This is a genomic window from Flavobacterium sp. LPB0248 (assembly GCF_013388355.1).
Lineage (GTDB): Bacteria > Bacteroidota > Bacteroidia > Flavobacteriales > Flavobacteriaceae > Flavobacterium.
The window spans coordinates 625,036-640,991 of sequence record NZ_CP058246.1 but is presented as its reverse complement, the minus strand read 5'-3'; the positions used below and the strand labels follow the sequence as shown (position 1 = coordinate 640,991).

Annotated in this window: 7 protein-coding genes; 6 read left to right on the top strand and 1 reads right to left on the bottom strand. The window is 35.8% G+C overall.

What is annotated here, in order from left to right:
* Positions 1-12 precede the first annotated feature (12 nt).
* Positions 13-2,463: a primosomal protein N' gene (priA, locus tag LPB248_RS02460; protein ID WP_177210021.1), complete on the top strand. Its 2,451-nt coding sequence runs from the start codon at positions 13-15 to the stop codon at positions 2,461-2,463.
* A 10-nt stretch (positions 2,464-2,473) separates the two neighbouring features.
* Here priA and LPB248_RS02455 read toward each other — a convergent pair whose 3' ends face one another.
* On the bottom strand, positions 2,474-3,172 hold the full coding sequence (locus LPB248_RS02455) for a LytR/AlgR family response regulator transcription factor (protein WP_008463025.1): 699 nt from the start codon (positions 3,170-3,172) through the stop codon (positions 2,474-2,476).
* A gap of 177 nt (positions 3,173-3,349) precedes the next feature.
* Here LPB248_RS02455 and rpsF point away from each other — a divergent pair, with 177 nt between their 5' ends.
* From rpsF to LPB248_RS02430, 5 genes are all read left to right on the top strand, one after another.
* Positions 3,350-3,691: a 30S ribosomal protein S6 gene (rpsF, locus tag LPB248_RS02450; RefSeq protein WP_068842999.1), complete on the top strand. Its 342-nt coding sequence runs from the start codon at positions 3,350-3,352 to the stop codon at positions 3,689-3,691.
* Between the two features lie 5 nt (positions 3,692-3,696).
* Complete coding sequence (rpsR, locus tag LPB248_RS02445) at positions 3,697-3,993, top strand: 30S ribosomal protein S18 (protein WP_002987043.1); 297 nt, start codon at positions 3,697-3,699, stop codon at positions 3,991-3,993.
* 66 nt (positions 3,994-4,059) lie between these two features.
* The gene (gene rplI, locus LPB248_RS02440) at positions 4,060-4,500 is read left to right on the top strand and encodes a 50S ribosomal protein L9 (protein WP_177210020.1); all 441 of its coding nucleotides are present in this window, start codon (positions 4,060-4,062) and stop codon (positions 4,498-4,500) included.
* 117 nt (positions 4,501-4,617) lie between these two features.
* Complete coding sequence (locus tag LPB248_RS02435) at positions 4,618-5,091, top strand: DUF6495 family protein (RefSeq protein ID WP_177210019.1); 474 nt, start codon at positions 4,618-4,620, stop codon at positions 5,089-5,091.
* Positions 5,092-6,258: 1,167 nt separating this feature from the next.
* Positions 6,259-15,945, top strand: a complete 9,687-nt coding sequence (locus tag LPB248_RS02430) for a gliding motility-associated C-terminal domain-containing protein (protein WP_177210018.1) — start codon at positions 6,259-6,261, stop codon at positions 15,943-15,945.
* Positions 15,946-15,956: the final 11 nt, after the last annotated feature.

Below are 15,956 nucleotides of genomic sequence, written 5' to 3'. Positions count from 1 at the left end.
TAAAAATTTTTCATGTATTTCATCGAAGTTATTTTACCGCTTTCCTTAGCAAAGACTTTTACTTATAGTATTTCTGAGGCCGAATATCATTTCATTAAAAAAGGAATGCGTGTTGCGGTGCCTTTTGGTAAAAATAAAATATATACGGGGCTTGTTTTGGATGTTCATGAAAATGCTCCGACATTATATGAAGCAAAAGAAATCCATCAGATTTTAGATGAAAAACCGATCGCAACCGAAATTCAGATTAAACACTGGCTTTGGATTGCAGATTATTATATGTGCGGCATTGGTGATGTGTATCGAGGAGCGTTTCCTAGCGGATTATTGCTGGAAAGCGAAACGATTATTTCACATAAACCAGATGTTGTGGTCAACGACAGCGAACTTTCTGATGATGAGTTTTTGATTTATGAAGCATTGCATCATCAGAGTTCTTTAAAGGTTCAGGAAATTGCTTCTATTTTAAATAAAAAAAATATACTTCCGATTCTGCAAAAACTGATTGCGAAAGATATTATATTTTTAGAGGAAGAAATAAAAGAAACATACAAGCCAAAGTTGGTTCGTTATGTTAAACTGCATTCAAAATACGAATCGGATAGTGGTTTGGAAGAATTGCTGGCAGCATTAAAAAATGCCAACAAACAAAGGGAAATTGTTTTGGCTTATTTTCAGATCAGTGCTTCAGAAAAAAAGCCTATTACAGTAAAAAAACTTATAGAAGTTTCAAATGCAGGTTCGGCAGCTGTAAAGTCTTTGGTTGAAAAAGAGATTTTTGAAGAGTATTATGTACAGCAGGATCGTATTGTATTTAATGGTGAAAAATCAGAAAAAGAATTACAGCTGAGTGACGCTCAAGAAAATGCTTTTTCTGGAATAAAGAATAGTTTTTCAGAAAAAGAAGTATGTCTGCTTCACGGCGTAACTTCGAGCGGAAAAACAGAAATTTATATAAAGCTGATTGAAGAGTATTTGGAAACAGGAAAGCAGGTTTTGTATCTGTTGCCAGAAATAGCGCTTACAACACAGCTGGTTTCTAGATTGCGCCTTCATTTTGGCGATAGAGTTGCAGTTTTTCATTCGAAGTACAGTAATAACGAAAGAGTTGAGGTTTGGAGGCAAACGCTAGAAAATTCGCCGAAAGCTCAAATTGTAATAGGAGCGAGGTCGGCTTTGTTCTTGCCTTTTAATGACTTAGGATTATTAATTGTTGACGAAGAACATGAGCAGACTTTTAAGCAAACAGATCCAGCGCCAAGATATCATGCAAGAGATGCTGCAATAGTTTTGGCTAATTTTCATAAAGCTAAAGTATTATTAGGTTCTGCAACACCTAGCATTGAAACCTATTTTAATACGCAAAATAATAAGTATGGATTGGTAACTCTTTCTGAACGTTACAAAAATGTCCGTTTGCCTGAAGTGGTTTTAGTTGATATAAAAGACAAGCATTTCAGGAAAAGAATGACAGGGCATTTTAGTGATCTTTTAATTGAAGAAATTGCCGAGTCATTGTCATTGGGCGAGCAGGTTATTTTATTTCAAAATAGGAGAGGATATTCGCCTATAATTGAATGTTTAACCTGTGGGCATGTCCCGCATTGCCAACAGTGCGATGTGAGTCTAACATATCATAAGCATAAAAATCAACTTCGTTGTCATTATTGCGGATATTCGATTGCAAAACCTACTAATTGTCATAGCTGTTCAAGTATAGATTTAACTACAAAAGGTTTTGGTACAGAACAGATAGAGCAGGAGCTATCTTCACTTTTTCCTAAAGCGAAAACAGCCAGAATGGATCAAGATACTACTCGAGGTAAATTTGGTTTTGAAAAGATAATAGATGCGTTTAAAAATCGTGAAATTGATATTCTAGTTGGTACACAAATGCTAGCTAAAGGACTTGATTTTGATAATGTGGGCTTGGTTGGAATTATGAATGCTGACAATATGCTTCATCATCCCGATTTTAGGGCTTTTGAAAGAAGTTTTCAAATGATGACACAAGTCGCAGGAAGAGCAGGAAGGTCAGAAAAACAAGGAAAAGTAGTTATTCAGACTTACAATCCGAATCATAATACAATTCAGCAAGTTACAAACCATAATTATATAGGTATGTATAAAGAGCAGTTGTATGATAGGTTGATCTATAAATATCCACCCTATTTTAGAATTATAAAACTTACGTTAAAGCACAAAGATTTTGATAAATTAAAAGAAGGGGCGATGTGGCTGTATCAGGTTTTGAATCAAAATTTAGGAATACCAGTTTTAGGTCCAGAAGAACCTGCAATAAGCAGAATACGAAATGAATATATTAGAACTATATTAATTAAAATTCCGCAAAATCTTCATTTAGGGAATACAAAAAAAACTATCCAGAAAATGCTGAATAGTTTTGAAGCTGTTGCTCAATATAGAGCTATAAAAGTTGTGATTAATGTAGATTTCTACTAAGACGGGTTAATTAAGAAGAAGTTGAAAGTGCTTTTACAAGATCTTCTTTTTTATTACGGCTTAAAGGTATTTTAGTGATGCCTATTTCGGCAAATTTACTGTTAAAGCGTTCTACCTTATCTATATTGATAATATATGATTTGTGGACACGGATGAACTTGTCTTTTGATAAATCATTTTCAAAAGATTTCATAGTAGAAAGGACCAGATTGCTGTCGTCCTCAGTTACTACTCTTACATAATCTCCAAAAGCTTCAATCCATTTTATTTTTGAAGTAAAGATTTTAAGTTTTTTTAGATTACTTTTGATGAATATATGTTCTCCTTCTTCTTCTTTGATATCTTTTTTAAGCAAGTGCATATCAATTGCCCTTTTTACAGAGGCGTTAAAACGATCCACTGCAATAGGTTTTTGAAGATAGTCGGTAGCATCATAGTCGAAAGCTTTTAAAGCATATTCGGCTTTGGAAGTGATAAATATGATTTGCGGTTTTGATTTTAATCCGTCTAGAAAATCAAAGCCGTTTATAACGGGCATTTCTATATCAAGAAATATTAAATCGATATTATTTAATGAGATACAACTTTTTGCTTCAATTGCATTAGAAAAATCCCCGATTAAATGCAAGCCTGGGTGATTATTTACCAATTTGGCAATAATTGTCCTTTGTATAGAACTATCATCTACAACAACACAGTTTAGTTTCATAACATTTAAATTTAGAATAAATTCAGGATAGCAGTAGTAAATGTATTATTTTTTTGTAAAAAAAACTAAAGTTGAGGCATCTTTTTTGCATTATGACGAATAAAAGAAAAAAACTGTTGCATATATAAATTAAATGCTTACTTTTGCACCCAATTTTAACAAATAAAATTTTTATTTATGAATCATTATGAAACTGTTTTCATTTTAAATCCCGTTTTATCTGAGGTTCAGGTGAAGGAAACAGTAACGAAATTTGAAGAATTTCTTACTAGTAGAGGAGCTGAAATGGTATCGAAAGAGGATTGGGGTCTTAAAAAAATGGCTTACGAAATCCAAAACAAAAAAAGTGGTTTTTATCACTTATTCGAATTCAAAGTAGCTGGAGAAGTTCTTTTAGCTTTTGAAACTGAATTCAGACGTGATGAAAGAGTTATGCGTTTCTTAACTGTAAGTTTAGATAAACATGCTATTTCATGGGCTGAGAGAAGAAGAGCAAAATTAAAATCTACTAAAGCGTAATTATTATGTCTACAATCGAGCAATCTGCAAAAGGAAAAAAAGACGGAGATATCAGATATTTAACGCCTTTAAACATTGAAACTAACAAAACTAAAAAGTATTGCCGTTTCAAAAAATCAGGAATCAAATACATCGATTATAAAGATGCTGATTTCTTATTGAAATTTGTTAACGAGCAAGGAAAAATTCTTCCTCGTCGTTTAACAGGAACTTCATTAAAATACCAAAGAAAAGTTTCTGTAGCTGTAAAAAGAGCTCGTCACTTAGCTTTAATGCCATACGTGGCCGATTTATTAAAATAGTATAAAAATCTAGTCGCTGGTTTCTGTTGAAGCAGAACCTAACTTCTAAAATATAAGGACAACAACATGGAAATTATTTTAAAACAAGACGTACAAAACTTAGGATTTAAAGATGATGTAGTATCTGTAAAACCTGGTTACGGTCGTAACTTTTTAATTCCTCAAGGTTTTGCTACTTTAGCAACTCCTTCTGCTAAAAAAGTTTTAGCTGAAAACCTAAAACAAAGAGCACACAAAGAAGCTAAAGTTGTTGCTGATGCTAAGTCATTGGCAGAAGCAATTAAAGCTCTTGAAATTAAAATTTCTGCAAAAGCTGGTGGAGAGAAACTTTTTGGTTCTATCACAAACATCGACATTGCTGAAGCTTTAGAAAAATCTGGAAACGCTATCGACAGAAAATTCATCACTAGTGGTATCGTAAAACGTACTGGAAAATACAGTGCAAGTATCCGTTTACACAGAGATGTAATTGTTGAGTTACCATACGAAATTGTTGCTGAAAAGTAATAGTTTTTAAATCTATACTAAAATCCCGATGCAAATCGGGATTTTTTTTGTTTAATATAGAAAGAATAGTAATAATTAGACTTATAGCTAACAGCTAAAGCATAAAGCCTAAAATGAATGAAATACGCAAGATTAACAAAAGAACAATTTGATGAATTACATGCTGAATTTGCAAGTTTTTTGGCTACACAAGCTATAGACAGAAAAGAGTGGGAGGAGCTTAAAGTTAATAAACCAGAAGTAGCAGAACAGGAGCTTGATGTCTTTTCAGATTTAATTTGGGAAGGTGTATTGACTAGAGCAGAATATTTAGAGCATTTTTCTAAAAACCATATATTTTTATTTCATTGTTTTGATACTTACATCCAATCGATTGTTTTGAAATCACTTTCTTCAGATGTTGATTTTTTGACAAAAGAAGGACTGCAATGGTTAAGTGATAATATGTTTACTGAAAATATAGAAATGAAAATCGGAAAAAAAGTATTCACTGAAGAACGAAATTCTTCGATTTTTGAATTAATTAAACAAGGTGCTTTTTTAAGTGATGGTCAATTATTTAATCAAATTAATACAATTATAGAATCGTAGTTTAATTGTAATAACTTTTTAAGATGGCAAGCAGTTAATAATAATTGTTTGCCATTTTTTGTTTTTTAACTTTTGTTTAATTTTTTTCTAAATTTTATCCCCGTATTTCTACGCGTTTTTTTTGAATCTTTCAAAGAATCCGAAAATTTATGCTTGTTTGAGAAACAGGAGATGTATTTGGTCTATATTACGGATAATTTTGTCGATAAAACTGTATTAATTGTAGGATTATACTTTATTTAAATCGATTTAACATATTATGTTTGATATTTTGTTTAATTAATAAATGGCACTTAAAATATGTTAAAAGTAGCGTATTTTCTGATGTTTTACGATGCTCTTAATTCTGTGGTTTAGGTTTTAAGAATAAATTATAAGAATTTTATGCTTGTTTTGTGTTTTTGTTTTTTCTAATTTTAGGTAACAAAAGTTAAACAAAGTTTTGCTTTTGTTTTTTCTAAACATGAGGGTTAAATTATTTTTCCCAAAAAGTTGAGATTGAAATTCAAAAAAATTAAATAATAACTTAATAAGTCTGTGTATGGAATTGACAATTACTTTCTTTATCAAATTTACTTTAGTTGTTTACTTTGTTTTAGCTTTATATGTTATCCTATTAAGCTTACTTCATCTCAACGAAACTTTTAATCGTTATTCGATATCTAATTTTTTTTCAAAAGGTTTACATTTTAGTTTGCTCTCTTATAGCTACCCCATTTTGCGGGCTGATTGTAAGGAGCAATAATTTTATTGGATATAAAGAGATTCCTGTTAGCTTTTGCAGCTAGATAGTTTAGAATGCCTAATCAACTTTCTAAAGAACGAATCGACATATATATAGAATCCCCATTCTACTTTAAACTAAAATTTTCATTATGAAAATTAGGCCTGCAACAAATCACTCCTCTTGGAAAATTGACTACAATCATTTTTCCTCAAAAAAAACGGAATTTATTTTGTCTCGTGGAGATAGAATAAGTTCTCCGGTATATTTTGATGTACCGAATTCAACATAATTTTTTTTTACTAAAACAGAATTTAGCAGCTTTTTTATAAGTTACTAAGGTTTGTTTTAACTGTTTGATTTTTAACTGATTGTTTAATTGCGTAGGTGCATGCACTTATTGCAAGAGGTGTTTTATTGTCCATTTTCTAATCTTCCAAATTATGAAAAAAAAATTTACTTTTTATGATCTCATCATCCAGAAGAGATTATTTGCCGTATGGCTTCTATTGTTTTTATTGCTTTTGAGTAATAAGAACTTTGCACAAACGTTTTGCCGACCAACAGCAAACACTACCGGTATTGGTGGAGTCTGTTTGGGTACTACTGGAGTGACTAATGCTGCTTTTGCTTATGATTCTAGCTTGAGTACATATGCAACAATAACAAACTCATTGGGAGTTGCTTGTTTTGCCCAGGAAACGGTAACCTTTAATCAAACTGCGAAAGCAGGAGATGAAATTGTGCTATATTATGGTAACGGAAGTGCTGTAATAAGTGCGGGGGTATTAGCAAATTCGACTTTGCAACCTTTGTTATCTGGTACTCCTGCAGGAGATACAGTTCCGTTAAGTGGACTAGTTAATCTTCAACTGTTAGATAATGGAGATAATATTAATGTTGTAAAGTATACTCTGACATCAGATGCTAATCAGATAAAAATTCAAACAGGGGGACTTGTTAGTTTGCTGATTAATTTAAGAATTTATGATGTGCGTTTGCAGTTTGCAAAACCAACAATTGCAAATGGAGAGACACAATCGGTATGTTTTGGACAATCTGTAGCGCTTTCTGCCACAGCTGCCGCTGGTACTACAGTAGCTTGGTATGATTCACCAACAGCAACTACACCACTTTCTAGTGTGGGAACATATACTACACCAGCTTTAACAGCTACGACTACATATTATGTAAGTACTTCAAGAAATGCTGGTTGCGAAAGTGATCAGCGATTACCTGTTACAATTAATGTACTTCAGCCTATTGCGCCTGTCATAAGTACTACTGGTACCACTATTTGCTCTGCTGGAGCAACGCAGGCAACGACATTATCTGTTATAAATCCGGTATTAGGCACCACTTATAATTGGTATGATGCTGCGACGGCAGGAACTCTTTTAACTACAGGAAGTACTTATACACCAACAGTGCCAACAGGCACTACTACTTTTTATGTAGAAGCCTCAATTGGAACATGTAAATCAACGCGTACTCCAGTTACAGTTACGTCGACTTCAGTTCCTGCTTTGGCAACAGTTTTAACACAAAGTGTATCGATACTTTCTGGTCAGAATGCAACTTTAAGCGCTTCTACTACAGAACCTGGTATTGGTTTAGATTGGTATGATGTTCCGACAGGAGGAACAAAACTATTAGCTAATTCGAATACTTTTACCACTCCAATTTTAACAGCAACTAAGACTTATTATGTTGAATCTGTTAATCTTACAGGAGGTTGTGTAAGTGCAACCAGAGTGCCTGTAACCGTAACGGTTCAGCCGACAGCTTCTGGAGGATGTCTTGAAGCCAGCAGTCAGGTAACTACTCAAATTGGTATATGTTTGTTGTGTAACGCTACAAATCCGAATTTCTCTGTAGATGGAAATCCTTCAACTGCAGCAAGATTGACTATTCCTGCTAATGTATCAGGGTCTATGCAACAAACATTACAATTCACAAATCCAGGAAAAGCTGGAGATACTGTTGATGTCGATTTAGAATTACCAGGAGGCCTAGCAGATGTCCAGTTATTAAGTGCTATTAGTTTAGCAACCTATAATGGTGCAACTTATAATAATGATAGAGTTACGATTAATAATCCTCTTATTACTTTACAGTTATTAAGTGGTACTAAATATAGAGCAAGTGTTAAAGCAGGTGCTAACTTCGACCGTGTGGAAGTTCGTTTAGGAGGAGTTTTAGGCCTTTTAACTAATTTAGATATTTATCAGGCTACTTATAGATATCAAGCTCCAACTATTTCTGGAAATACTACGATTTGCAGTGGACAAACGGCAACTTTAAATGCTACTCTGGCTTTGGGCGAAACCATTAAATGGTATGATGCTTTAACAGGTGGAAATTTATTAGCAAGCACAGCTTCATTTACTACACCAGCTTTAACAGCAAATACAATTTATTATGTTGAACTAACTCGTAATGGTTGTGTTAATAGTGAAAGAAATCCTGCTGCAGTTACTGTAAATAATCCAGTGGCACCAACATCGATTTCTACTGTTCCTACAAATTTATGTAGCGGAGAAACTACAACGATAACAATTCAATCTCCAGTTGCCGGTACAACATATAATTGGTATGATGCAGCAACAGGAGGAACTTTGGTATTTACAGGGACTTCTTTTGTAACTCCAAGTTTGACTGCTCCAACAACATATTATATTGAAGCGGTAATTGGAACTTGTTTAAGTGCTCGTACACCAGTTAATGTAAATGTTAATCCAAGACCAGCGCCTCCGGTTCCTGTATCTGCGAACGTTATTATTCAGTCAGGTCAGAATGTACAGCTGTCTGTTGTAAGCAATCCTGGAGTTTCTTATTTATGGTATGATGCTCCAACAGGAGGAAATCTTTTACAAGGTACTGGCAGTAATATCTATACACCTAATCCCGTTTTAACTGCAAATAAAACATTTTATGTTGAAGCTGTGAGTACTGCATCAGATTGTAAAAGTACTTCAAGAACTGCGATTAATGTAATGGTAACCAATACGGTTAGTACTTGTTTGCAACCAAGTTCACAAGCAATAACTGTTGACCCTGGCTTATTATGTGTTTTATGTAATGGCGTTAACGGACTTAACGCTGTTGATGGAAATCCAAATACATTTTCTTCTTTGACTATAACTGCGGGAGTACTTAATTCATACATACAACAAGAATTAAATTTTCTAACACCTGGTCAAGCGGGAGATATTGTTGATGTTGAATTAGAATTGCCAGGTGGTCTTGCTGATGCTGCATTGTTAGGATCTGTAAGTATAGGAACTTCTTTAGCAGGAGTTGAAAATCCTGGAAGACTTGCGGTAAATAGTAGTTTATTGAATTTACAAGTATTGTCAGGAAATAAATTTAAAGTTAGTTACCCGTCGACTGCCGCATTCGATAGAGTAGATATTAGATTGGGAGCATTAGTTGGCTTATTAACTACTGTAAATATTTATGGCGCTTCTTATAGATTTCCAAATGCAACAATAACGGGAGCGGCAACGCCAATTTGTGCTGGACAAACAGCAACATTAGCAGCTTCTTCTACAGGAACTGAAACCTTTACATGGTACGATGCTCCTACAGGTGGAAATATTGTGTCAGTTAGCCCAACTCTTCCATTAACTGCTACTACAATTTATTATTTAGAAGCAACTCGTGGGGGAACTTGTATTAATAGTGTTCGTCAGCCTGTTACGGTTAATGTGTTATCTATTCCAACAGATGCAGATATTACAATTGCAAGTCCTTTGACTGCTTCTTGTGCAGGAGGAATTGTGTTAGCTCCAACATCTGCTTTAGCGGGAGCAACATTTAGATATTATACAGATCAAAATAAAACACAAGAAATTACTACAGGTACAGTAGCAGGAATAACTTATGTAAAAGATCCTGCAACAGGGGCATTAACAATTAGCGGACTTACTTCTGCTAGTCCTACATACACATATTATGTATCTGTTTCTAATGGAGGACTTTGTGAAAACGTAAATGGGACATTAAAAGAAGTAGTTGTAAATTATCCAGCTGGTTCAGGTTTGACTGTTACAAGTCCATTTGCGGGATGTACTAAAGTTAACCTAAAAGATGCTATTACAAATTTTGATGCAAATGTAACTTACACTTTCTTTGATTCAGCCAATAATCCAATTACAGATCAAGCTGCCGCAAATATAACAGTAAGTGGAAATTATTTTATTCAAGCCCAACAAACAGGCGTTGCTTGCCCATCAGTAAAAGTACCGGTAACCGTAAATGTAACTCCATTGCCAACATTGACAGGGGTAACAAATTCAATAGCGGTTACAAAAGGTTCATCAGTTACTTTAACAGCATCATCAAACGGAACCATAACTTGGTACGATCCACAAGGAAATGCTTTAGGATCTAATAGTACAGGTCCTCTTAATACAGTAGGAGTTTTCACTTATACTGTAGTTGCTAGCAATGGACCTTGTACTACAAGCCAAACGGTAACTATTAGCGTTATTGATCCTGCGACTTGTGATACTCTTTTAGAAAGAGTTTATGCTAATTCTCAATTATCAGGTTCAGTTATTACAGGCAATGTGACAAATGGAGCTTTGGCAGTAGATACTGATCCAAGTACTTTTTCGACTATTACGACTGGTTTGGGACTTTTAGGTATTGGAACTACATGGCAAAATTTACAATGGCCAACAACGATACCAAAAGGAACTCCAGTAACAGTAAAATTAGGTCTAGAGAACAGTTTAATTGCTGTTGGTCAAAGTGTTTCAGTGATAGGTACTAAACGCGACGGATCTAATAATCCAATTGACATTGGAACTTTACAATCGGTATCAAGTTCATTATTGAATTTATTACCAGGTCAAAATTCATTCGAATACACATTTGTACCTTCTAATGCTTCAGGCGTTCAGGATTATGATGGTATTCGTGTACAATTAGGATCAGTTTTAAGTGTGGCACAAAATGTTAATGTTTATGATGCTTATTACAAAAAACAAGTTACGCAAATAGCTTGTGGTCAAGGAGATATTGAAGATATTTTCTCTGGCGTAAAAGATATGGGCGTTGGTGCTTTAACCGCTACCGTAGGTGTTTCTAACCCATGGAATGTAGCCGATGGCGATGTTGCTACTTATGCTACAATGTTTAGCGGAGCAGGAGTACTTGCGGCTGCTGAACTTACTACAACATTTAGAACACCGTCTATGGTTGGGGATAGTTTAAGAATTACAATTTCTAAACCAGGAACACTTTTAAATCTTAACTTACTTACAGGATTTAGAATTCAGTTGTATTCAGGCAATATTGCTGTTGGTGCTCCGATAGAAAATACAAGTAGTTTATTGACTTTAAAATTACTTTCGGGAGATACAATGGCTATGACAATTGTGGCGCCTCAAACACAACCATATGATAAAGTAGTAATTACTTTTGGAGGTGTAGCAAGTGTTTTAGATCAGTTAAGAGTTCATACTATCGATCGTGTAACCAATACGAAAGTTATTGGAAGTGATCTTGATAATAAATTAACAGTCTGTCCGGGAGATGATATTACTCTCCAGGTACCGCCTAAATCGTGTGCTGATTACGCTTGGTATGACTCGCCAACAGGAGGGAATCTTGTAGCTAGTGGTCAAACTTATACAATTCCGGTTACATTGCCTGCGGGGACTTATAAATATTATGTTCAGCCAATTCGTTACGGTTGTGCGGCTTTAGAAAGAGGAGAGGTAACAGTAGTTGTTAGAGCTACTACTCCTGTATCTGCAGTAGCAAATGTAACTATCAATGGAGGAAATAGTACTATTATTTGTTCTGAAACAGGAACAGTAACATTAGATGCGATTTTAAGCAATACACCAGTTCTTACGAATCCAGTATACTACTGGTATAGTTTTGATGGAACAACAAGTCAGTTAATTGCAGGTGAAACAACATCTAAATTAGTAATAAACGGATTAGCTCCTGGAACTTATACTTATTATTTAGGAGTTAGTTCAGATGAATATTGTGAAACTATACCAGCAAACAGAAAACAAGTAACATTTACAATCTTACCAACTTCTCTTGAATCGGATATAGTGGTAAATAACGCTTCTATTTGTCATAATACAGATGCAGTATTAACGCCAACAAGTACGTTGTCAACTCCTGTTTTCTTCTGGTACTTAGATGCCAATAAAACACAGCCAATTTTAAATGGAACTGTAAGTGGCGTAACGTATGCTGTTGATAGCACTACGGGAGTTTTAACCGTATCAGGTTTAACGCCTGCTATGAGTCCTCTTACTTATTATGTGGCTGTTACAAGTGACAATACATGTCAAAATAAAAACGGAGAGCTTAAAGCGGCTACTGTAATAGTTAATAATCCTCCAACACCAACATCCACAGAGAATACACAGAATTTCTGTTTAATCAATGCGCCAACGGTGGCTAATCTTCAGGCAAATGAAGCTAATGTAGTTTGGTATCTTTCTGATATGGGAGGAACTGCATTAGATCCAACAACAGCATTGGTTGATGGAACAATTTATTATGGAGCTATAAAGGATTTATTAGGTTGTGAGAGTTCAGTTAGATCAGAAATAACAGTACATGTAAACGATCCAGGAACACCAACTTTGGTGACAGCAGGAGTGCAAAATTTCTGTAAAGAAGATCTTCCGACATTTGCAAGCATTCAATTCAATCAGGCAAATATAGTTTGGTACACTGCTTTTACAGGCGGAACATTGATTCCATCAACAACAGCTCTGACAACAGGCCAGTATTTTGCAGCAATCTCAGATCTGTTAACAGGCTGTGAAAGCGCTACGAGATTACCGGTTGATGTGAATGTAAACGACCCAGGGACTCCGACTTTGGTGACAGCAGGAGTGCAAACTTTCTGTAAAGAAGATCTTTCAACATTTGCAAGCATTCAGACTAATGAAGCAAATATAGTTTGGTATACAGCTATAACAGGCGGAACATTGATTCCATCGGCAACAGCTCTGACAACAGGCCAATATTTTGCAGCAATCTCAGATCCAGCGACAGGCTGCGAAAGTGCCGCGAGATTAACGGTTGATGTAATTGTAAACGATCCAGGAACTCCAACATTGGTAACTGCGGGAACGCAAAACTTCTGTTTGGCAAATGCTCCAACTTTTGCAAGCATCCAGACTAATGAAGCTAACATTGTTTGGTATACAGCTATAACAGGCGGAACAGTAATTGCGCCAACAACAGCTCTGACAACAGGGCAGTATTTTGCAGCGATCTCAGATCCAACGACAGGCTGCGAAAGTGCTTCAAGATTAACAGTTGATGTAATTGTAAATGATCCAGGAACACCGACTCTAGTAACAGCAGGAGTGCAAAATTTCTGTAAAGAAGATCTTCCGACATTTGCAAGCATTCAATTCAGTCAGGCAAATATAGTTTGGTACACTGCTTTAACAGGCGGAACATTGATTCCATCAACAACAGCTCTTACAACTGGCCAGTATTTTGCAGCAATCTCAGATCTATTGACAGGCTGTGAAAGCGCTACAAGACTACCTGTTGATGTAAATGTAACAGACCCTGGAACTCCGACTTTGGTGACAGCAGGACCTCAGAACTTCTGTACAGAAGATCAGCCTACATTTGCAAGCATTCAGACAAATGAAGCAAATATAGTTTGGTATACAGCTATGACAGGCGGAACATTGATTGCGCCAACAACGGCTTTAACCACAGGCCAGTATTTTGCGGCAATTTCAGATCCGTTGACTAGATGTGAAAGCGCTACGAGATTACCGGTTGATGTGAATGTAAACGATCCAGGAACTCCGACTTTGGTAACGCCAGGATCGCAGAACTTCTGTCTTGCAAATGCGCCGACTTTTGCAAGCGTTCAGTTCAATCAGGCAAATATAGTTTGGTATACGGCTATGACAGGCGGAACAGTAATTGCTCCAACAGCAGCTTTAACCACAGGCCAGTATTTTGCGGCAATTTCAGATCCAACAGCAGGCTGTGAAAGCGCTACAAGACTACCGGTTGATGTGAATGTAAATGATCCAGGAACTCCGACTTTGGTGACAGCAGGACCACAAAACTTCTGTAAAGAAGATCTTCCGACATTTGCAAGCGTTCAGTTCAATCAAGCAAATATAGTTTGGTACACAGCTATGACAGGCGGAACAGTAATTGCGCCAACAGCAGCTTTAACTACAGGCCAGTATTTTGCGGCAATTTCAGATCCGTTGACTAGATGTGAAAGCGCTACGAGATTACCGGTTGATGTGAATGTAACTGATCCTGCAACGCCAACAACAAATAGTACAGCACAAAATTTCTGTTCAGGAGCAAATCCAACAGTTGCCAATATCCAAGTGAATGAAAGTAATGTAGTTTGGTATACAGCACAAGTAGGAGGAACTGCTTTAGCTGCAACAGATGCTTTAACAACGACATCTTACTTTGGAGCAATTAAAGATTTAGCAACAGGATGTGAAAGCAGCGTAAGATTGCAAGTGGCTGTAACAGTTGGTAATCCAGCAAATCCAACAACAAACAATATAGCACAGACTTTCTGTTCTGTAAATGCGCCAACGATTGCAAACATTCAAGTAAATGAAAGCAATGTAACTTGGTTTACAACTGCCACAGGAGGAACAGCAATTCCTGCAGGAACAGCTCTTGCTTCTGGAGTATATTTTGGAAGTATTGTAGATGGAATAGGTTGCGAAAGTTCAACTCGTCTTCAGGTAACTGTTACCGTAGTTAATCCAAGCGCGACACCGACTACAGCTAACACAACACAAAACTTCTGTACTTTAAATTCGCCAACAGTGGCAAACATTCAAGTAAACGAAGCAAATGTTATTTGGTATAGCACAGCAACAGGAGGAACAGCAATTCCGCCAACAACAGCACTTGTTACAGGCACATATTATGGTGCAGTTTCAAGTACAATTGGTTGCGAAAATCCAGCTAGATTGGCTGTTGTAGTAAATGTAAATTCACCAAGCGTGATAACAACACCAAGAACAACACAAACTTTCTGTTTATCTGCAGTGCCAACATTGGCTAATATTTTGGTAAACGAAACAAATGTAGTTTGGTATGCATCAGCAACTGGTGGAACACCATTGGCTAATACAACTCCACTTACAGCAACTACTTATTATGCTGGAGCATTGACCAATACATTTAATGGTTGTGATAACGGACCAAGACTAGGAATTACAATTGCATTCGAAAATGATGCTGCAGTTCAAATTGCTTCAACAGATGATACTCCATGTGTATTCAAAGGAGTAACGTATTCAATTGCAAATGGTAAATCTAATTATGTATGGACTATTAACGGAGGTACAATTGTTTCAGGCGGAGGTACAAACGATGGATCTGTAACTGTTTCTTGGTCAGATATTGGTCCTGGAACTGTAACAGTGGCTTATGTTAATAATTGTGATGAGAGAACCATAAAAACTCTAAATGTTACTGTAGCAAGCTGTTCAGATCTAACGATTACTCATACGGTTGATAATCCAACTCCAAATTTTGGTGATCAGGTAACCTTTACAATAACTGTAAACAATGTAGGAGAAGGCGATTTCATCAATACGCTTGTGAGTGATTTACTTCCTAGTGGTTTACAATTGGTAAGTTCATCTGCAACATCAGGAACATACGATCCAGCAACACAGCTTTGGACAATACCAACGCTTAATGCAGGTCAGAGTGTAGTATTGACAATAGTGGCAGAAGTTTTACCAAATGGTAATTATACAAGTGTCGCAACTGTAGAAACTTCAACTCCGCTAGATGTTGATGCATCAAACAATTCAGCTTCAGTTACATTAGAACCAATTTGTTTAACTGTTTACAATGAGTTTACTCCAAATAATGATGGTAAAAACGATTTGTTCAGAATAGACTGTATTGAGTCTTATCCAAACAACGAGTTGAAAGTGTTCAACAGATACGGAGCATTAGTGTATAGTAAAGCACATTATGAAAATGATTGGAACGGAACAGCAAATGTATCCGGTGTAATTAATAGAGGAGATATGCTGCCAACAGGTACTTATTTTTATGTGATAACCATTGGAGATGGAACGGTTAAAAAAGGCTGGTTGTCTATCATGAGATAACCCACTTCTAT